This is a genomic window from bacterium, assembly GCA_016708025.1.
GTDB lineage: Bacteria > Zixibacteria > MSB-5A5 > GN15 > FEB-12 > FEB-12.
In genome coordinates, this window is record JADJGQ010000003.1 from 419,340 (window position 1) to 441,290 (window position 21,951).

11 protein-coding genes are annotated in these 21,951 nt (G+C 54.0%); 5 read left to right on the forward strand and 6 right to left on the reverse strand.

Going from position 1 to position 21,951, the window contains the following annotated elements; genetic code table 11:
- Positions 1 to 282: 282 nt before the first annotated feature.
- The 5 genes from IPH75_13060 to IPH75_13080 are packed head-to-tail and all read left to right on the forward strand — an operon-like array spanning position 283 to position 7,910.
- A complete protein-coding gene (locus tag IPH75_13060) occupies positions 283 to 1,194 on the forward strand; it encodes a hypothetical protein (protein MBK7143000.1) in 912 nt (303 codons plus the stop codon).
- On the forward strand, positions 1,188 to 2,846 hold the full coding sequence (locus IPH75_13065) for a cytochrome C (GenBank protein MBK7143001.1): 1,659 nt from the start codon (positions 1,188 to 1,190) through the stop codon (positions 2,844 to 2,846). Before IPH75_13060 ends, IPH75_13065 begins: the two co-directional genes overlap by 7 nt.
- A complete protein-coding gene (locus tag IPH75_13070) occupies positions 2,843 to 4,960 on the forward strand; it encodes a hypothetical protein (protein ID MBK7143002.1) in 2,118 nt (705 codons plus the stop codon). Before IPH75_13065 ends, IPH75_13070 begins: the two co-directional genes overlap by 4 nt.
- Entirely contained in the window at positions 4,957 to 6,564 is a 1,608-nt protein-coding gene (locus tag IPH75_13075) for a hypothetical protein (protein ID MBK7143003.1), read from the forward strand. Before IPH75_13070 ends, IPH75_13075 begins: the two co-directional genes overlap by 4 nt.
- Positions 6,565 to 6,599: 35 nt before the next feature.
- Positions 6,600 to 7,910: an NAD(P)-binding domain-containing protein gene (locus IPH75_13080; GenBank protein ID MBK7143004.1), complete on the forward strand. Its 1,311-nt coding sequence runs from the start codon at positions 6,600 to 6,602 to the stop codon at positions 7,908 to 7,910.
- A 132-nt stretch (positions 7,911 to 8,042) separates the two neighbouring features.
- On the opposite strand, the gene IPH75_13085 is transcribed toward IPH75_13080, so the two are convergent.
- The 6 genes from IPH75_13085 to IPH75_13110 are packed head-to-tail and all read right to left on the reverse strand — an operon-like array spanning position 8,043 to position 21,629.
- Positions 8,043 to 9,650: a PAS domain-containing protein gene (locus tag IPH75_13085; protein MBK7143005.1), complete on the reverse strand. Its 1,608-nt coding sequence runs from the start codon at positions 9,648 to 9,650 to the stop codon at positions 8,043 to 8,045.
- Between the two features lie 31 nt (positions 9,651 to 9,681).
- Positions 9,682 to 10,023, reverse strand: a complete 342-nt coding sequence (locus IPH75_13090; GenBank protein MBK7143006.1) for an STAS domain-containing protein — start codon at positions 10,021 to 10,023, stop codon at positions 9,682 to 9,684.
- A gap of 16 nt (positions 10,024 to 10,039) precedes the next feature.
- Complete coding sequence (locus IPH75_13095; protein MBK7143007.1) at positions 10,040 to 10,780, reverse strand: ATP-binding protein; 741 nt, start codon at positions 10,778 to 10,780, stop codon at positions 10,040 to 10,042.
- Positions 10,764 to 12,359 (reverse strand): SpoIIE family protein phosphatase, encoded by a 1,596-nt coding sequence (locus IPH75_13100; protein MBK7143008.1) that lies wholly within the window; start codon positions 12,357 to 12,359, stop codon positions 10,764 to 10,766. The genes IPH75_13095 and IPH75_13100 overlap by 17 nt, the downstream gene beginning before the upstream one ends.
- Positions 12,352 to 14,358, reverse strand: coding sequence for a tetratricopeptide repeat protein (locus IPH75_13105; protein ID MBK7143009.1), 2,007 nt, complete (start codon positions 14,356 to 14,358; stop codon positions 12,352 to 12,354). Before IPH75_13105 ends, IPH75_13100 begins: the two co-directional genes overlap by 8 nt.
- Positions 14,355 to 21,629 carry a hypothetical protein gene (locus IPH75_13110; protein MBK7143010.1) on the reverse strand — a complete coding sequence of 2,425 codons (7,275 nt, stop codon included), beginning with the start codon at positions 21,627 to 21,629 and terminating at the stop codon, positions 14,355 to 14,357. Before IPH75_13110 ends, IPH75_13105 begins: the two co-directional genes overlap by 4 nt.
- Positions 21,630 to 21,951: the final 322 nt, after the last annotated feature.

Here is a 21,951-nt window from a genome sequence, read left to right on the forward strand (position 1 = left end):
ATTCAGCCCATTTTTACATACAACAAGTATCGCCGTTATATTGGCTTATGTAGGGCCAGTGTGCCAAATGCAAGTGATTACCCTGCAGATCATTGCCCCCGGGATTCAGGTATACTCAAATCGTGCATTTTTATTGATGCGGAACCATCTCCCTGCCGATATAAGCTATAAATAGTCCTGAATATTCACCCATTTGATTCAGGACCTTAACTGCTTGCAACATCACTATTTTTGCTAGTACAATCAGAAGGACGATGAATGCATTTGTTGGCGCGGGAAACAATGTCTATCAGTCAGTCAGTTGAAGTCTCCGAAAAAAAGCCACCTTCGAGACGTTTGCTTCTCTGGTCATGCTACGTGATCGCGATTGCGGCCATCACCTGGCTGATTGTCGATGGTTACTCGTATTACTCAACGCCATACATCGAACGGCCGCATCATCCGGACTATCGAGTATTCAGACCTGCCGGCAGCCGGGGATTGCTGTACGGATATCTCGGCGCGGCAATGATGATTGTGATGCTGATCTATTCTTTGCGGAAACGATTCCGTTTTCTCGAGGGACTTAGCTCGCTTCAGTCCATGCTTCATTTTCATATCTTCCTGGGAATCATGGGACCACTCTTCATAGTGCTGCATACCTCTTTCAAAGTGCAGGGGCTCGTGGCGGTAAGTTTCTGGTCGATGGTTGCGGTTGCCGCCAGCGGTTTCCTGGGGCGCTATTTGTATCAACAGATCCCGCGCAATATCATTGGTTCCGAGCTGACGCTTCAGGAGTTAGAGAAGATCAAGGCAGACAAAACCACGCAACTCAAATTACGCTTTCAGCTTGATGACCGTGCAGTGGATAAACTCGAGAATGTGACGACTCGGTTTGCCAGCGGCTTCTCAGGTGGGTCCGCGAAGGCGGTACTGCTGTTGTTGACCGATGACCTGTTCCGTTTTCTGGCGCGCCGACGTTTCATGCGAGATGTCATGCGCGCCGTTCCGCTTCCACGCCGGGAACTTCGCGAATTCACCCGACTGGCTTTCGAACGCGCATTGCTCCTCAGACGTGTCAATCTGCTGAGTCAGATCCAGCAGATCTTCCACTACTGGCACGTCATCCACAAACCGTTTGCGATCATCATGTACCTGATCATGCTGGTACATATTGGAGTCGCTATCTGGACAGGATACGGCTGGGCATGGTAAGAGCGATCTTCATATCTGCTTACGTGTTGATCTTCGTAAGCGTTGCCCAGGCACAGTTGTCACCGGGCGACCTCCATCGTGTGCATGCTGCGCTCGAAGGAGTGGAGAACTGCACCAAGTGCCATGGCGGAGATCATGAACTGGTTCCGGATAACTGCCTTGCCTGCCACGGACGGATCAAGGATCAGCGCGAATCAGGGAAAGGTCTCCATAGCCGATCTGAGTACCAGGACTGTCAGAATTGCCATGTCGAACATCAAGGTCGAGATTTCGACCTGATCCACTGGAAAGATGGCGAGAAAGCTTTCGACCATGCACTCACTGGCTTTATCCTCAAGGAAAAGCATGCCGGTTTGGATTGTCGGAAATGCCACAAGCCCGCGTTTATCTCGGGACTTGCACTCGGAGAGAATGAGCAGCTTGATTCAAGCCGAACGTATCTCGGGCTGACGACCAACTGCGTCTCCTGTCATCGCGATGAACATCGCGGAGACCTTGGAGCTAACTGCACGAATTGCCATACGCAGACTGCCTGGAAGCCGGCCACTGGCTTTGATCACTCTCAATCCAAATTCCCGTTGACCGGAAAGCACATGACTGTCGCCTGCCTGAGGTGCCACCGACTAATGACGGACCGCCCACTTGCCGCCGACTTTGACTACCTGCAATATAAAGGGGTGCAGTTTGCCAACTGCGTCTCCTGCCATACCGATACACATGCCGGAAAACTTGGCGACAATTGCAGTTCCTGTCATAATACCGATGGTTGGCATCTGGTCAACACCGTCAATTTTGATCATAGCAAAACACGCTATCCGCTTGAAGGAAGACATGTGGCAGTGGCTTGCGCAAAGTGCCACCAGGCCGGCAACTCCAAGCAGGGTCTCAAATTTTCGGCCTGTCGCGATTGTCACTCCGACTTCCATCGAGGCGAGTTCGCCAAGCGTGCCTCCAAGGGAAATTGCGAGGAGTGCCACTCTGTACAGACATTCAGTCCGGCGCGATTCCTGATGGCCCAGCATGAACAGACTGAATATCCTCTCCGCGGCGCCCACCAGGCGGTCCCCTGTTTGGCCTGCCACCAGCGGTCGTCGGCAAGCGTACAGCCAGAATTGCGATTTGTTTTTGAATCAACGAAATGCCAGAATTGCCACAAGGACCCTCATCGCGGACAGGTCGACAAGCTGGTAGCGGCCAATGGATGCGAGACCTGTCACTCGGTCGACAAATGGAACCGGGTCAATTACGATCACTCAAAGAGCAATTTTGCACTTGAAGGTAAGCATGTGCAGGTTGCCTGCAACAAGTGCCATGCCGACCTGGCAAATACGAGCGACCGTTCATTGGTCAAATTCACCGGTATCCGCACAGACTGTCAGTCCTGTCATAAGGATATTCATAACGCCCAATTTGCTATCGATGGAGCCACTCCGTGCGTGCAGTGTCATACCGCCAAGGGATGGAAGCCGTCAACTTTCGATCATGCAAAAAGCCGTTTTGCTCTCGACGGCGCCCATCGGAATGTCGCCTGCGACAAGTGTCACCGTCCGGCGACCGATGGCTCCGCTACCTGGGTTACCTATAAGCCGCTTGAAATGACCTGTGCCTCCTGTCATGGCACTGCCAATCCTGAAAGGAGTAAGCGTTCATGAGACGTTTCCTCGTTATACCAGCGTTGATTCTGCTGTTGATCGGCAGTGTCATTCTGAGCCAATCGACGGTGAAGAACCCCCACGGACAGCTTAAGTGGGATTGTCAGGATTGCCATACGACCGACTCATGGTCGCAGATGCGCGACTCGCTCGCCTTCGACCATGCCGCCACCGGCTTTCAGTTGGTGGGAGCGCATGCATCTGCACAGTGTATCGGTTGTCACAAGGATCCGGTTTTCAATCATGTCGGTGTCAATTGTATTGATTGTCATGCCGACCATCATGCCGGTCAATTGGGACAAGATTGTCAAAACTGCCATACGCCACGGGATTGGCAGAATCGTCGGAGTACGCTTGAATTACATGCGGCGAACGGTTTCCCGCTTACCGGTGCACATGCGGTCGCCGATTGCGAATCATGCCATCGAGGACATGTTCGTCAGGAGTATGCCGGAACACCGGTCGACTGTTATGACTGTCATGCCGCTGACTATGCCGCAACCGAAGAACCAAACCACGTGGCGGCTACTTTCCCTCTGGATTGTCGGACGTGCCACGAAGCTGCCTCGGCTAGTTGGCACTACGCATCCTACAACCATCCAGCCAGTTTCCCGCTGATCGGTGGTCACCAGGGAGTTGCCTGCATTTCCTGTCACCCGAGCGGTTATACTGGAACTTCAAGTGATTGCTATACGTGCCATAGTGCGGATTTTGCCTCCACCAGTGACCCTGACCACGAAACCGGTGGGTTCACTCATGATTGCACGCTCTGCCACACGATCAACGCGTGGGTGCCAGCCGAGTATGATCACAATGCCACCGCATTTCCGCTGACCGGCGCGCACCAGCAGACCGCCTGTGTCTCCTGTCACGCCACTCAATATGCCGGCACGCCGACAAATTGCTATGCCTGCCACCAGACTGATTATGATCAGACGACGGAACCGGATCACCAGTTTGCCCAGTTCGATCAAAACTGTACCACCTGTCACACTACTTCGTCATGGGATCCCTCGTCCTTTGATCATGCCAATACCGGGTTTGCACTGACCGGTCAGCATACCACGCTGATCTGTTCATCGTGCCACAGTACAGGCTTCACCGGTACTCCGGCCGGATGCTATGATTGCCATCAATCTGATTTTGAATCGGTAACCGATCCAAACCATGTAACCCAGGGATTCAGTCAGAATTGCACTGTCTGCCATACCACCAATGGATGGACACCGTCGTCTTTCAACCACGCCAACACGGCATTCCCTCTAACGGGAAAACATGTTGATGCTTCCTGTACGTCGTGTCACACTTCAGGATACGCCGGCACGCCGACTGATTGTTATAGTTGTCACCAGAGCAATTTCGAATCAACCGGTGATCCGAATCATGTGCAGGCAAACTTCAGTCATACCTGTACTGACTGTCACACTACCAGCGGATGGTCACCGGCAAACTTCAGTCACTCGGCGACCGCGTTCCCGTTGACCGGTGCACACGTTTCTGCTACCTGTGTCTCCTGTCATGCTTCGGGATATATCAATACGCCAGCTGATTGTTTCTCCTGTCACCAGACAGATTTTGAATCAGTGACCGATCCAAGCCATGTCACTAATAACTTTGACCACAACTGCACAAGCTGTCACTCTACGACTGCCTGGCAGCCGGCGACATTCGATCATAACACCACTACGTTCCCGCTGACCGGTCAACATATCACAGCGGCTTGCATTGCGTGCCATGCGAAATCATACAGCGGTACCTCCTCGGCCTGTCTTGCGTGTCATCAATCGGATTATGATGGGACCTCGGACCCAGTGCATGCAGCGGCCGGTTTCCCGACCACATGTCAAACCTGCCACACTACCAGTGGCTGGTCACCAGCCAATTGGGATCACGACGCACAATATTTCCCTATCACCACGGGGACTCATTCTCAAGTTTGGAATGATGACTGCACTACTTGCCATGTCAGTCCTTCATCGTATGCCGTATTCGAATGTATTCTCTGTCATGAGCATAATAACAAGAACGAGGTCGACGCTGATCATCAAGGCGAGAACGACTATCAGTATCTCAGCACCGCGTGCTACAACTGTCATCCACGGGGGCGCAATTGATAAAGAGAAATCTGATCATCTCCCTTGCGCTCTGGATAATGGCCGCCACGGCCTGGTCATCGGATAGCTTTGTCGTCAAGTATTTGTCGATGGAGCATGTCTATCTGGACGGCGGCGAATCCGATGGTCTGACTGTCGGGACACGCTTGAACGTCCTTGGGCCAAACGGTGTCAAGGCGGAGCTTGAAGTTGTTTATGTTGCCGCCCATTCGGCATCCTGCAAAGTGATCGGCAGGATCGACCTGGTACAGGTCGGCGATAAGGTTGCATTGCAGTCGCCGCTGGTGCGAGATACTGTCGTTGTAGCTGATAGCACGCCGGTGGCAACTCCGGATCCGATTCAAACCTCGCCCCAGCCGAAGGTGACTCGCCCCAGGAGAGAGCCCTCCCCGGTGACCGGAAACATCTCGCTGGTTTTCTATCATTATAATGACGACACCGAGCCAAATCTCGATTTCACCCAGGCAACCACCCGGATGTCTCTGAAAGCCCGTCGCCTTTTCGGACAGGAGCTTACGTTGACAGTTCGCGGACGTGGCCGCTTCGACAAACGGGTCAGATCATTCAGTTCTGGGTTGGATGACCAGGATTGGACGAATCGAATCTGGGAGTTCTCTCTCAGCTACGATGACCCATCCTCACCAGTGGCAGCAACTTTTGGCCGGATCCTCCCGCGTCGGGTAGGTGCGATCGGATACCTCGACGGTGCATTGGTCGAAACCAGATTTGCCCGGTCTCTTCGAGTAGGCTTGTTCGGAGGAGCCAGTCCGGATTGGATGTATGATGACCAGCGGCTCTCCCTCACTCGGACGGGCGGGTATCTGGCTCTGATCACCGGTACACCAACCACAGCTACCCTCGAACAGGCCGTTGGCCTGGTTGGGGAATACCATGCCGGTGAGGTCAATCGTGAATATCTGCTCCTTCAGGGACGTTTCGCCAGAGGAAGCCGATTCGGTATCAGTCACTCAGCAGAATTTGATATCAACCGCCAGTGGCGGAAGGAACGGGCTGGCAGTTCAGTCGAACTTTCCAATCTCAATATTAACAGCTGGATCCGGCCCTCGGATCGAGTACGACTCAGTGTCAGCTATGACAATCGCACCAACTATTGGACTTTTGATACCCGTTCCATGGTAGATAGTCTGTTTGATGATCACCTTCGCCAGGGAGTGCGCGGTCAGGTTGATATCAGCTTCCCCGGTCAGATATTCACCTCAGGCTCGGTTGGTTATCGCAAGCGAGAAGGCGATCCCGATCCGACTTTGTCGTATTCAGCCCATATTCGCAAAGCGAACGCCTTCACCAAGGGCCTCAGTCTTTCGCTTCAATATGCTGGGTTTGATGGCCCTACCACTCGCGGATCCAATTACTCTGTACGGGCCAATCGGACTTTTGGAGGACGTTACACGTTGGGGGCGGCTCTCGGAAACTACGTGTATGAGACCGATGGTCTGGCTGACAAGAGAACCAATCGCTGGTTCGAATTGAGTGGACAGGCTGATATCGCACGTCACTACTGGCTTGGAACGCAGTTCCTTACCGAATCAGGCGACGACCTGAAAGGTTACCGGATACAGTTCGAACTGGGATATCGCTTCTAAGAGGGTCGAAATGACCCCCAGAGTGTAAAACTACTATGCAGACTCTGTTGATATGGCTCGGCGTGATCGGTTTGGTGGCAGTCATCCTGCTTCCTTATCTTATCAAATTTCGCAAGAGCCGCGATCAATTTGCCAGGCGCAAGGAAGAAGCGCGCGCCATGGGGATAGATCGTCCGCGCGCGCAGTACCCGATGGTCGACAAGTCGCAGTGCATTGGTTGTGGCGCCTGTGTAAAAGCCTGCCCGGAAGGAGACGTGCTTGGCGTCGTCTGGGGAGTGGCCGAAGTGATCAATGGCGAGCGGTGTGTCGGGCATGGCTATTGCGAAGTCGCCTGCCCAGTCGGCGCTCTCAAGGTCGGGTTGGGTGATATCAAGACTCGACCGGATATCCCGATTATGTCCTCGGTCAACGAAACATCCGTGCCCGGCCTTTTTATCGCCGGTGAACTGGGTGGCCTCTCGCTCATCCGAAACGCGATCGGACAGGGACGGATGGTAGTGGATGAGATCGCTCGACGGATCGGCAAACCGACCAAGAGTGACTTATATGATGTCGTCATTGTCGGCGCCGGCCCGGCAGGCATCTCCGCCGCTTTGACCGCGATCCAACACAATCTTAGCTATCTCTTGCTCGATGAACGAGAGATCGGCGGTACGATCCTGCAATACCCGCGACGGAAACTGGTCATGACCCAGCCGGTGGAATTGCCCTTGTATGGCTGGCTGTCGCAGGATGAATACTCCAAAGAAGCTCTGGTTCAGACATGGCAGGAGATCACCGACCGATTCCATTTAAATGCCTGCTCTGGACATCGGGTCGAGTCGGTCCGCACAGTCAATAGCTACTTCGACATCCGGACTGACCAGGCGCAATATACGGCTCGCTTTGTTGTGCTAGCTATGGGACGACGAGGTACGCCACGCAAAATGGAAGTCCCCGGCGAAGATCTGCCGAAAGTCATGTACCAGTTGATCGATGCCCAGTCTTACACCAACAAGCATATGCTGGTAGTTGGCGGCGGTGACAGCGCAGTCGAGGCTGCGGTCGGACTTGCCAAACAGCCCGGCAACACGGTGACGATCTCTTATCGCAAGAATAGTTTCTTCAGAGTGAAAAAGAAGAACGAGGACGCGATCGGCAAGTTGTTGAGTTCGCGCGGGCTGACGGCGATGTTTGATTCGCAGGTGCTGGAGGTCCGTCCTGATTCCGTTCTCCTGCAAACTAAGTCAGGACCGATCGAACTTCTTAACGATTATATCATCGTGCAGATCGGCGGTATCCCTCCGTTTGACATGCTGAAGCAGATGGGAATCGCTTTCGGCGGCGAAACTCGCCCTATTGCCTGATCTATCCCCAGATAATTTGGAATCTTTTCAAGAGGCAGTCCCATCGCTCTTTGGCGAGCTGTGACGGGCCGGAGAAATTCCTTTTGATAGAGCCGAATTCGCTGCAATTTGAGCGAACCTACGGGGTAAGAGCTATCTGGTAGGAAAAGCAACCTGGATGCGAGTAGACACACCCTCTTCGGAGTCAACCTTGATCGTCGCCTGATGACTGGAAATGATCCGTGCGCAAGTCACCAACCCGTAACCATGACCATCTTCCTTGGTGGTAAAACGCTTGAGGAAAAGCTGATCGCGGATCTCGGCCGGCATACCGCAACCGTTGTCAGTCAACTCCAGAGTGACCGATCCTGAAACCGATGAAGTACTGACCGTGATCCGGCCCTCGAGACGATTCGCTTCGCGAATCGCATCGGCCGAATTATTGAAAAAGTTCATAAGCAACTGCGTGATCTGATCGGAGTCTGCTTCCACTGCCGGAAGGTGTGGGTCAAGCTCAACCGCAAAGGTGATCGCTTTGAATCGTCGTTGCACTTTGAGGAAAGTGACCACGTTGACTACCAGGTCATTAAGAGAGGTCGGTACACGCTGCGATTGACCCTTTTTGGTGTCCATTAACTCCAGACTGAATCGTTCCAGATGGCGGGCACTGTCGAGCACCCGATTGAGATAATTTTCAGTCTTGACTACATCACCTTTTTTGAGTGCGATCTGTGACAATTCAATACCGCCGTGGAGTACAGCCAGGACATTGCGGATCTCATGGGCGATCGAAGAGACCATCGAGCCGCGTTCAGCCAACTTCTCCAGATCCAGCAAGTGAGACTCTGTCTCGCGAGCCTGGGTAACATCGTCCAGATTCAGCACTTTATCCGTGCATTCTCCCGTATCGACTGATACACGCGAAGCCGACAGGCTATAAACACGTCCGGTTCGCCGATCCGGAACGGAACATGGTCCCGGCAGCGCAGCCGTCGGATCACTCAGGAACTGCCGAACAGCTCGCGGCAGATCGATATCGCTCAACAGCTCATCCACTTGCGGCTGTAGTGTGCTCTGCTCAGTATCTTCAGCAGGCGAATAACCGACAAGATTGCGGGCCGCCTGGTTCATGATCTTCAGCCGACCGGTACTATCGCAGACAAACACCGCCTGCGGTACATTGTCCAATAGCGACGCATACCATTGCTTCGTTGCCAACACATCTGACAAAAGGTATGAGTTTGTGATCAAGGGGATGACTGATGAAATTATCGCTTCCAGCCGCGATCTTTCCTCTGGTCCCAATGATTCGCCGGTATGCTTTTTCCCCACTCCCACAAAACCAAACACTCTTTGCTTATGTACCAGCGGTACAACAAGGCTCAGGTCGAAAGTACTCCGGAGACAACGGTACTTGGATTCGAGGGTCTCCGCATCATTTACGCAATTTCCAGTACAGGGCATCGCGACATCCTGCATGCAGGTCCAGCACCGATACGATTCATCTCTGGCCGTGGTCTTGGCCAAACGATCGAAAGTTCCTACCGCGTAGATGGAGGGGCGCGTGGAATCGACGCCCGAATGACGCATGATCGCCATCACTCCGGGAACTGCAAACTGCCCTGAGAGCGTCAGCAACAGCGAGCGGATCAAGGAACCAAAATCCGGATCTGCCGCAAATTGTGCCGACAGGTGGTGCAGCGCATCCAGAGCCAGCGCATCGCGCTCCGCCGTCTTTACGTTTGCACTGGTTACCAGCACAGCAGGTATCCCCTGTTACGATCTGACATCGTTATGCGGTAGCCTCCGTGAGAGTGAGTGCTTCCTCTACCGATCCCCGGATCGTGAAATAGGTGTCCAGATCGAGCACCTTAAGAACGTGGAACACTGTCGGCGATACATTGCAGAGGATCAGGTCCCCGCCTTGCTCCTTAAAGGAGTTGACCGTTCCCAGCAACGATCCAACGCCCGCCGAGGAGATGAACTCAAGGTTGACCATGTCGATGACTGCGAATCGGACCCCTCCCGCTCTGGCGGAAACGAGGGCTTCTACCATTTCACCGGCATTGTAATTGTCCAGCATGTTACCCGGAGAGATCACCGTAACCTGACCGGACAGCATTCGCCTGTCCATGCTTCATCCTTTCTTATCATGTTGACCATTGCTTGACTGTGGTACAGACATTGAATACCCCCCGGAACCGTTCGTAGATCACGCTGTCCGCGAGTTTCGCGATCATCGCCAACCCATACCCCCTTGTTCGGCGACTGGAGGCCGCCTCTTTGAGAACAACTTCCGGTCGGGGTGATGACGGATCGAACGGCACACCACTATCAATGAACTTGAGATTGATCTCGTTGCGATCACCGATCTTCGACAAAACCGCCGTCACAATTATCACTTCGCGTGAATCGAGTCCGGCATGATTGAGTATATTCGTGGCCACTTCATAAAAGACCGTCCGGACATCCATAGCCACTCGGTCGGGCATCTCCGAGATCTTCAGGAACCCTTCGAATCTGCTCAGTGCCTCGCGGACGGATTCACCATCCGCGGCGATGACATCGGCAAACCCGCGCGACCAGTCTGAGACTTTGAAGGGGAAGAACTCCTCGAGATCCATCAGTCTCAACACGCGGAGTATATCAGGTCGTAAGGAGGTCAGGCGAAGGGCGACTCCGCTTTCTTCACACCGTTCCCGTGCCCGCCACATCAGTCGGATATGTCCCGAGTAAACCAGTTCTATCTGGGAGCAATCCAGGAGTAGCTCGCGCGGCCTGCGCTCAAGTGCCTGCTCCAGTTCCGCCTCAAATTGGGAACTGGGCTGCGGTGCTATTGAGACCGGCAATTCAATCACTATCCGGTCAGTCGCTTCAGTTTGTTGCGGCATACTGTCCAGTCTCCTGAATCGACTTTTCACCGGCGAGTCCGGTCCACTTCATTGCTACCAGTGTAATATCATCATGTTGCGGTGCGGCGGCCACGAAGGATGCATGCTCGGCCAACGACTGCTTCACCAGATCGATCGGACGCAGATGTCGCCGTTCCTTCAGGTTGGCCAACAGGCGATCCATACCGTATTCCGCCCCCGCAGGATTGCGTGCTTCGTTGACTCCGTCCGTGAACTGGATCAGCCAGTCATCGGTCGCCAACTGAATGGTCTCATTCTTGATCCGTTGATCGAATACCGCCGGAGCCATCAATCCAAGCGGGTATCCCGGCGGTCGTACCAACGTCGGAGTCGGCTGTGAATTTGAAATCCAGATCAGTGGATTATGTCCGGCCGATGCGATCGTTACTTGCCCCGTTCGTTGATCCAGCAACCCATACAGCATAGTGACGAACATCCCCTGACGGATCGTCGCCAGAAGTTCCTTGTTCAGGTCGCAGAGAACAGAACGAGGATCGCGATTCCCATTGGCGACTCTTCGGATGATATCTCTGGTCATCAACATGACCAGCATACCGGGAAGAGATTTGCCCGATACATCTGCGATCAGGAAACCGAGACGATCGTTATCAAAGGGGAAAAAGTCATAATAGTCCCCACCAACTTCGTTGGCGCTGACATAGGTTCCATAGAAATCGAATGTCGCGCCGCTGGGGTAGGTACGCGGGAGGATCCCCATCTGGATCTCACGCGCTATTTCCAGCTCCCGAACCATTCGCTCTGATTGCAGTCTTTCCTCTTGCGCAGTCTTCAGGTGACTCCCCATAACCCGCAGGGTCTCGGCAAGGTATGCCAGTTCGTTCTTGCCTCGAACCGGGATATCAAAGGAGAGATTGTTGGGATCGACCTTTCTCAGGTGAGTCACGATCGTATTGATCGGACGGAGCTCCCGCCCGATCAGCCAGAGGATCAAGGGAATACCGATGAGCAGTATGATCACGGTCGCCGAAAGCACGGCTATAATGGAGCGAATGCGCGCTTCCTGTATCTTGCTGACCGAAGAAGCGAGAGCCAGGTGCCCCACGGTGAGGTCGCGTTCCTTTACCGGGACATAAACATAGAGCGTCTCATTCACCACATAGACCTGCGAAGAGAACAGTCCGGCCTCGGTATCCTCGGGAGTTTCCGGAAGATTCAGGCGACCGCTCCCGGTCAGCAGGCGAATATCGGTATGCGCCAGAAAACTTCCCTCTTCATCCGTCACCCCTGCCCAGTAGAGTCCGGGATTGGCGACAGCCAATTCACGACAGAGGTTGTTCAGCAGAAGTACATCAGGTCCATTCGGATTGAGAATGTCTTTGGCCGCGGAAACTGCATGAGATTGCGCCTGCACCAACAACCGATTGACCACGTTTGAGGTTACCTCGGCCACATGCTGACGAGTGAACAGGTACCCGGCGGCGGTCATCAGCAGAATTACCATACCTACCAGGTAGAGGGGAAACTGCCACCTCAACGAACGTCGGTAATGCCGTGCGTCCGGCCACTCGTGCGGCTTGTTGACGACCTGATCAGTCATTCTCGCCTGCCTCTTCCAGTCGTGCCATTTCCCCGCGCGTCCGCGCGATATAACTGGCTATCTCGCCGCTCGTCGGCGCCAGATCGAGAGCTTTCTGCCAATAACCGATCGCCTCACTTAGTCGGTTTTTGCCGTAGAGATCTATTCCGGTCAATTTGTATGCCTTAACCAAATAGTCCGTAACCGATCTGAAATTTGGCGCCAATCGATTCACCTGTTCCCAGTGCATGATGGCGTTGCCAAGATCACCCTCGGCAAACGCTTTCTGTCCTTCCTGGTATGCTTCATCTGCTTCCTTGCGAACCGCGGCACTCAGCTTCGGTGGTGCGGTAACCGTCTTCGCCGGTGCTGTCGTCGCTAGTTCAGACTTGGTTCTCTGCAGGCGCTGGCGAAACGCCGGAAGCCACTCGTGGCCGGGGAATAAGATCGCGATGGAATCCGCCAAGGATGCAGCCCGCACTGGATCACCATCACCTGCCGCCGCTTCGGCAGTCCGACGCAGTCTCTCAAATCGGATCCGGCGTCCCATCGCCTCAATCCTCGGATAGTCTGAAGTATACTGCGCAATATTGCGGTGGAGATCTTCAGCTTCGCTCAGTTTCCCCTGATCGACGAGCGAGTCCAACGTATAAAGTCTATCAGTGATCAATCTGTCCTGAGCCGAGGCATCCTGCATGGCGCGCTCAGCCTGTGTCAGGAGGTCCGCAGCTATCGCCGATGTTGCATTCAGTGACAGCGCGACTTCCGCGTAGTATTTCGTGCCGAGCAGGTCACCCTGTGCGAACCGCGAAGTTGCTGAATCCAGCAATTCGTTGAAGCGTTCCTGGTCTGCTATCTGTTCCAGCCGCAGTCTTGCTTCTGCAGCAACTTCAGCGATCTTCGTTGTATCTCCGCCTGAAGCACGACAAAGGAAGAGAGCACGCTCCAGATCGGAGGATGCTTTGGCAAGCTCGCCCGCGCTGAGCAGGGATTGCCCGGATTCGAGCAGATCAGATATCATTCGCTCATTCTGAGAACTAACGCGCTCGGTCATCATCCGGTCGAACTCTCGTTCGCGACGTTGTTCGCGGGCCTCGCGACGCTGCTCGACTGATGACCCTACCGAGGTCGTCAGCGAGAACATGTGCATAGTTCCCAGATCGCGGTTCACCAGCGCGTAATCGAAACTCAGGGGACCAAAGTGTATTCCTGCTCCGTACGAGAGGTCACCGCCATCCCATCCGCCCCGCAGCATCAGCATTTCTTGTAGAGAGTACTCCAACCCCAGCGCGGTATACGGATCTTCCCCCTCGCGCTTTCCGACGCTCACATTGACCGCCGCTTTATGATTTTCTCCCGCTGGAGTCAACAACATGCGCGAACCAAGTTCGGCGCGGAAAGGCAGACTCACCTTTTCATTCAACAGCGTCATGTTGGGAGTGATGACATTTCTCAACACCAGCGTAAGATCCGCCGAACGGAACCATCCGGAAGCAGGCGCTATCGATCGACCAAGGGCCAGGGTCAATCCGGGAGTGGATGTCGCGGTCCGGTCCGCCAGCGATTGGTGTTCAAAGTGAATGGAGAAACCGACACGATAACTCCCCAGTGATCTTCCATATGACGCATACGCGGCAAGCCGCTGTTCAGAGAAGTACCCCAACATCAGATTTCGCTCATCACGCTCTTCGATCCCATCCACGCCGAGTCTGAAAACTCCCAGACCGAAAGTACCCATTTCAAGGGTCGGCCAGACCAAGCCGGCATAGTGATAGGCAACATCCGTATCGAATAGCCGGCTGTAGAATCCGGTGAAATTGAAATGCTGGGCCGACGCGAGGTTGGACGGATTCCAGTATGGCGCAGTCGCTCCATCAGAAACAGCCACCCCTGCTCCACCGAGCGAAAGTTCCCGTGCCCCGGTTCCGAGCGTGAACGGCGATTCGCTCCCGGAATCTGCCATTACTGCAGTCGCGCAGATGAGCAGGATCAGTCCAACCGCCACGATCAACTCTCTCATCGGATCACCGCCACTTTCCGCTGCAACGATTCTGTTCTACCCGACGCGTACGTGACATTCAGCCTACAGAAGTAGGTTCCCGAAAGTACTTTCCGACCCTTATCGGTATAGCCCGACCAGTGATCTTCCTGGTATTGTCCGGCTCCTCGGAACTGACTCGCCGCAATCTCCGTGACCAGATCACCGGTGATGGAATAGATCCCGATACTGACGGTGGCTGGTTCAGAAAGCGAAAACGCGATGGTAGTTCCGCTTCCCTGATCGGGGATGAACGGATTCGGGAAATTGGAGAAGGATTCGCTTAACGAATTCCCGGTAACAGAGATCTCTGTGCCTCGTAACGGGTATGTTGCTGCCGGCATTTGTGGATAGACTGTCGTGCTGAGCATCGGGTCGCGAAGTCCCAGCGAGAGCGAATCCCGCAACGCGAGCGAGTAGTTCGCCAACACGGCTGACGGACTGATATCGCCGGTCAGTCTCAGTTGATGACTGTCGCCGGCGACAAGCGCGACTGGTTGCGATAAGGCCAGCGATATTGAGTCTTCTCCCGTTACTGGCAAATTCATCAGCAGTGAATCATCAAGCCATAGCCCGATATTCGACATCACCTGGGATACACCAACTGGAAGATATGTGGAGTTAACTCGCTTCTGCAGCCGGGCATTGACCGACAACAATTCCACTATCCCCTGCTCGCCCGCCTCTCCATAATCTATCGCGAGATCAAGCAGCGTAACCCCTGTTTGGCCTCTATGGGCCACAATGACGGCACCGTCTTCGGTGGCCATCGATGGTCTGCCCGCTGGTTGAATGACCGTCGCCGGGCCGATCGCTACGGGGAAGAGCACCTGGCACGTTATCCCGGTAGAAATACCCGGTTCATGGTTTTCATCCGCAACGTCTTGAACCCCGATACGATCCTCGGATTCGATTATCAAATTGAGACTGTCGAACGGCGCCATTGCCTCAATGTCCGCAATCAGTCGAATCGCAATTGAATCACCGGGAGCCAGCAGACAACCTGTCTCGCCAAAGCGGAAATAGATGTCGCCACTGATCAATTCTACATACGGCTGATACCAAACCGCCTGACCGGATATCGAAGCGCCGATTCGATCCAGGTATCGCTGCGGGTCAAGCGGGACACCTGCATTGTTCAACAACGTTGCGCGGATCCCACTCAGTCGAACAGGCGAACAATCCGGGCAGTCAGGATAGGTCGCAGAGATCTCAACAAGCTCGACCCCCTCAGTTCCAGCGACGATATTTTCAGCGAACAATGATGTCAGGCAGACCGAAGGTGCCATTGCCGGACGATTGATCTCTACCCATCCACTGGTCATCGGGAAAGCGGATGAAGTACTCAACACCGCCGTATCGGTCGCCGCACTGACGGTTGCTCCGGACCCGATCTCCCGAACCGACAGACAGATGCTATCCGGAATGATCAGACGAAAACCTGCTAAGTCCGTCATAGGGCTCAGTTGGCATTCCAGAGAGACAGTACGCGATGCTCCCGGCCCCAATGTAAACGGCGAGGTGAGGTCTATCTGAACCAGATCAGATTGAAGGGCGGCTCCCGAGGCGGTACCGTATTCAGCGACCAGCGACCGCAGAGTCAACTGATCGATGACCTGAGAAGCGATCAGCGGATTGCCGCTACTATCGGTAATTCTGGCGACAAGTGATGTGACCTGTATAGGTGAACCGCCGACATCCCCCGGGTGGCGTAACGTAAATTCCATCAAGGAAACTTTTTCCTGCCCCAGATTTGCCATGCGGTCGGTTGCGGTGGCACCCGAAACCGCGAGATACCCGGCCGGCAGAACGACTCTACAGAGCGCAGTACTGAGTGGGAATCCTCCCTGCGATTGAATGGCAACTGGGATTTGCGAGTTGGCATCATGCACTATCAATGCGCCAGGGCCATCCAGTGCCAGCACAAACGTCGTAGACGGACTGAGTGAATCGATATCAACCAGCAAAGCCAACTGCGCTTCTTCGCCCGGCAGGACAATAACCGGAGTGTCGAAAGTAAGAGTGACAGTACTGTCGTCAGGGACAGGATAACTCAAGGCATAATTGGTGAAGCCCGCGGCAAATGCCATTCGCGAAAAGACACTGCTGGCTGTTCGGCCCACACCTGTTGCATCCCGTACTACCAACTGTACCCCATGCACCTCAAGCGGTGCAATAAACTGCCCTGAATCTGGATGAGCAACGCGGATGGTCAACGGAAAGACATTTTTCTGACCCCTGGTAACCGATGCCGGGGCTGAGTTGAGAAGACCGACTTCTGCTGCCGACGGCTGCACTTGGATCGATGTTGTCGCTGTCGCAAGAAACGCCGAAGAATCCGGCACCAGAGGTGCGATCGCTCTCATCCGCCAGGCAACCTGACCCGGCTGAATCGCTGTGAAGTAACAGGTCAACTCGCCGCCTGCGGATGCCGCCAGCGTGAGCGGGGCACTGCTACTGTCGAATCGTACAGCGCTGCTGTCGCCGAACAATGCAATCTCAGAGACAACATTGGTGAGCGTCGACGCAAAGTGGTTTTCCACCTGCAATCGAACAGCGATGATCTCGCCGACGGAATAGGCAGGTCGAATCTCCGCTTGGGAAACCTGTAATCGAGACGCATATACTGTCAGGACCGCTGGTGATGTCAGCACAACATCCAGAGGGCCGTCGTTGGCCGACGCAAAAGTGCACCCATTGATCGGAATCCAAGTCTGTATAATAGTGCCGGATGTCGCGGCAGAATCGATGTCTGCCGTCACCCAGAGGAGATCAGTCGAATCGGTGATCGAGAGGTCGAGAGGATCGCTCCGCCATAACCCGCTACTATAATGAAGGGCGCCCAGAGGCTGGTCGGTCGCTTGCCATATTGAATCATGATCGCTGTCCAACCAAAGCTGCATCGCTTGAAAATCCGACGATGAGCCGCTTGTCCCGATGGATACCTGCAGAAGCGTGTCTGTCTCAGTACCATTGTGTGCCGGATGGAACGCCATCAGCACTCTGGCGGTGTCTCCCGGCCTCACGGTCTGCGAAGGAAGAGACAATACATTATATTGAGCCGCCATCGAACCTTCAACCACCAACGCTCGCCCGGTCCGCAACGGGATATCCCCATTCAAGCTGACGGCAGTCGTGAACGCCAGATCGGCTGCGTCAAGAGCGGCAATCGCCAGGGTATCTGAGTCAGCAGTCTCCAGCGAAACGTCCGCCGTGACAAACAAGTATGACAATGATTCGGCAGGCAGAGAGGCGGTAAATCCATCGAGATTCAGAATCCCCGCGGAGAAGTAGCCGGAAGCCAATAGCGAGCTGCTGTCAATGCTTCCCGAGGCATACCGATCGTGATACAAGCGCAACTGACTTAACATCCTGTCGCGATTCTGTTCATCACCTTCCGAGCGCGTCTGATTGCTGATCCGCAGACCGCTCAATTGACGGTTAGTGGTGTAGCCATTATAGAGTGCAAAAGCTAAGACAGGAACATTGCTGGTACCCGGATAGACCTGGTCGCTTGACTCAGTTAGTGCAACAACGGTTATGCGATCAGCCGGCATGATCAGGATCGGGTCACCGCCGCTGACCACTGCATCATCCGGACCGTTCAGTCCCGAGCGATAGACCAGACCGCCGATCGGAATGGCCGGCGCAAATGTCCCGGCACGGAACGTCTGCGATGTAATACTCGCAGTGAGTACAAAACTCGCTCCACCTGAGGCGATCGCCTTCCGAAGATTTCCGGCAAACCACTCCAACCCTTGTGGAAGAAGTTCGGTGATCAGTTGGTCGTCCGGTGTCCAGCCATCCCCTGACAGATCGCTCCAGAGTCGAATGACTCGAATGGCGTTTGCATCCGACAACGAACCCTGGTTGAGAATTCGGATTGACTGAAGACTGTCTGCCGCGTAGCCGTTACCCGGCAAGCGGAATCGCAACACCTGGCAATTTTCCTGACCGCTGGTCAGGTCTCGATCTTCGATGGCGGTCGTGGCTATACAAGCCGCAGGAAAACCGCTGATGCTGAAAGTTTGCGGATTAGTCACCGGAAACATTCCGGATAGAGGAATGGGCGTACTACAAAAGATATCTTCAGGTCGATCGACACCTACACCGATCTGTGTGCCCGCCCGTGCATTGTGCCCGGACACTGCCAGGACGATGGAAAGAAGCGTAGAGCTATTTCCTGCCGGCAGGATAAGACCACCAGAACTGAGCATCACCTTCCCATCGGCGAATACTCCAGTCGCAATCAGCGTATCTGATCCTGACAATACTAATGGATTGCCGTCCAGATTGTGATAGACCAAGATCGAATCGAATTGTTCGTCAAGTTGCGACTGAGTTGCACCAGACAGATCAAGGGTATAAGAAGTCAGGAGAAAACTGTCGATTTGCGTCTCAACACCACTATGATTGACCAGTTCCAGAGAAAGGAGTGGCGTTGAGATGGCTCCCCATACGACAGATGCCGTAGCTATCGGCTGGGCCGAAAGCGCCAATTCCCTCTCGCTCATGATGGTGACGGTATCGACCTCCCCGATCTCCCGGTCAAGAGGCCCATCATTCCCTGAGGCAACTCCTATCCCGTACTGTGGGATCCCTAGTTGCAGGGTAGCCCCACGTGTGGCAAAACGGGAAACATGGGCCAGAAGGAATAGTCTGGTAAAGTGACTATCCAGCGGAACTCGAAGATCGCTACGCGACCACCAACTTCCATTATTGGTCAGTGGGGCAGTCCGTTGATCCAGAATGCCACCGTCCCACATCCCATCGCCATTATCCACGAAGACCAGCAACGAGTCCAGGTCTTCCGCCGTCGCTGTTCCGGCTTGCCGTACCGAAAGTGTCGTCAGAGTATCCACGGCATAGCCATTGTGAGGCACCTCCACTGTGAGTATCTTCACCGCGCCGTCCGACCACGCCACCGTGTCCTGGTCAGCGCCAAAAAGCCTCAATTGCCTGGACACCATGCCGTCCACGATTCGTCGACCGTAAGAGTTTAGAGTGTCTGGACCATCTGCCTTCGTCGAATCCGACAGTACTATGTCAGTCGACGGAAGCAAGCAGAAGTCAAGGGAATCGCCGTCATGCGCATGTATCTCAACGCCCGCGGCTACGAGCAGAAGTATTTGCTCACCCGGCCTAATGGTCAGCGAGCAAGCGATAGTGTGTATAGTATCTGCCGCGCTGAATGGAGCAGCCAGCAGTGTGTCCCACGCGGAAACTTCAAAATTTAAGTCCCGGTCGAGATAGACGTGGATCGAGTCGAGACATTCTACGACTTGATCGAGAGTGCCTTCACCCTTTGACACGTTTCTAATAGTCAACGAGGTTATCGTCTTGTCCTGCTGGTAATAGTTGCCGACCAATGCAACCAGGAAGGACTGGAATTGGTCACCCGGATGCACTGCTGTATTTCCTAGAGCCGCCGGCTGTACCAGAAGCGACTGCACAGTGATCGAACCAGACGTATCTGCGACCGGACTTCTATCCGAAACAGCAATTATCCGACCGATCCCCGGACGAGCTGTCGCTAGGATCCCGTCGCTGTCTATTTCGCCGATCTGGCCAACGATACTCCAGGTTACGTTGCCCGGATCTGTTGCATTGGCGTCTTGGTCGAATGCCTGGACCGAGAAATTGAGAGTGTCGTTGAGAACCGTCGTGTAACTCTGAGGCGAGATCTCAAGTCGAGCCGGTAAACCTGCCAGTGACGCGATCACTCCAGAACTGTCGCTGATCCCCGAATTGAATGTCACAACGACCTTGCCTGTCCCGACATTTACTATATCAAAGGAGACTGAAGCTGCGGGTTCAGACGGTGGGCTAATTACCGAGTCAGCCCCGGCAATTGACCAGACTACTGTCACATCGCCCAGTGGGGAATTGTCAATCGCATACCCCCGGCAGTATAGACTCAGGCTATCATCAGTGGTCAGAACGGTATCTCCAAGCATAGTACCGTCTGCATGCTCTATTCTCACATATGACAATTGCGTAGTATCGAGAACCGTGATCTGCACTGTCTCTGAATCCGCCAGACTTCCATCCGAAGCTATAAATACAACTTCGTGGCTACCCACCTGAGCCAGTGTAGGACTAAATGTAAAAATGCCGGTTCCGTTTGCCAGATCGGAGAAGGACGCATCGGCCGGCACGCCGGAAGTACTTAGTTGCGGTGTCGTCGCGTCTTCATCAGACGCACTGACCGTCAATTCCAGCGAGTCTCCCACTACTACCGATTGGGCTCCGATCGGAGCCAGCACCGGTGAAACATTCGCTCCAACGACAGTGATAGTGGTGGTTAAAGAATCCGCCAGATCTCCGTCACTGGCGATAAACGTGATCGGATATACTCCTAAGCTGCTCTGAGTAGAGACGAAGGTAAACGTTCCCGTTCCATCGCCATTATCATGAAATGTCGCTTCCTTTGTGAGCGGTAGAGTTGTAAGAGTCGGGATCGAGCCATCCACGTCCGTCGCCGTTACGGTGAAACTTATCTCCTCGCCTTCATTGATCGTCAGCGGGCTGAGCGGCTCGATTACTGGCGCCTCATTTAAGTGGTTTAAGCTAATCCCTAGCTCCACCCACTCCTTTGATTCTGCAAATGCCCACCCGATATTGACCGACTGCGCTCCCGCCTTACTGCAAAGCTGTCCGAATTGTTCGTTTTCGATCATTGCCGACAACAGCAGCGTAGCCCCCACGCTGGGGTCCGGTTCTCCAGTCGCAAGCGAAACTACCGTTCCAAAAACCAGATCACCAACATCACTCGGCACCACCATGCTGCCGCTCGTGCTTTTGCCTGACTTGGTGATGCAGGTATCGATCGGCTGACTGAGGTCTATTCCAGAAATTGTCACTGCGGTGATCGCCGCGTGGTTTGCCTCTCCGTCCGCGATCGGTGCTAAAATATTGGCCAGCCCTTGCGCAGGGTTTGTCAGTATCCACATCTCGGCTCGCGGATTTTTTGTTGCATGGGAAATTGCGCCGACGCGTGTCATCACTTGACCGCCGCAGGTCACCACCGTGGTACTGTCGTCGTTATCCACAAACTGTATTGCGACGAGCAGGAGGCAATCAGACAAATTAATTGGGTGAATCAGGTGCAGTGTATCACTGTATGCGACGGAATTCGTGACTGTATCGATCACAATTGGTGCTGATATGGTCTGACCGGTAGCAATAAGTGCAAGCGCCAGTATCGCAACAATGGTGAGCAATTTTGAATTATTCACTAGCCCGCTTTTCATTGAAAACCAATCGTGAAATGGACTTCCTTCTATACTTTTTCGGCATAAGGCGAACATTCTCAAGCACAGGTGTCAATTTCGGCTTCAGTCAGATGCTATTTCTAGTGTTTCAAATGAAACAGTGAAAGAAACAGATACCATCTTGTCCTGTTTTCCACACTCTATGCTATCAATGGAAGAATGGGCTCCAATGGAAGTTGACCCTGTTGTTATGCGGCGGATTTTTTTGCTGGAAGGGGTGTTAGCGAGTAGCCGAGCCCGGTCGATATCAGTAAGACGAGGCCACGAGTAATGGAGGCATCCGCCGGACAGACAGGAGAGG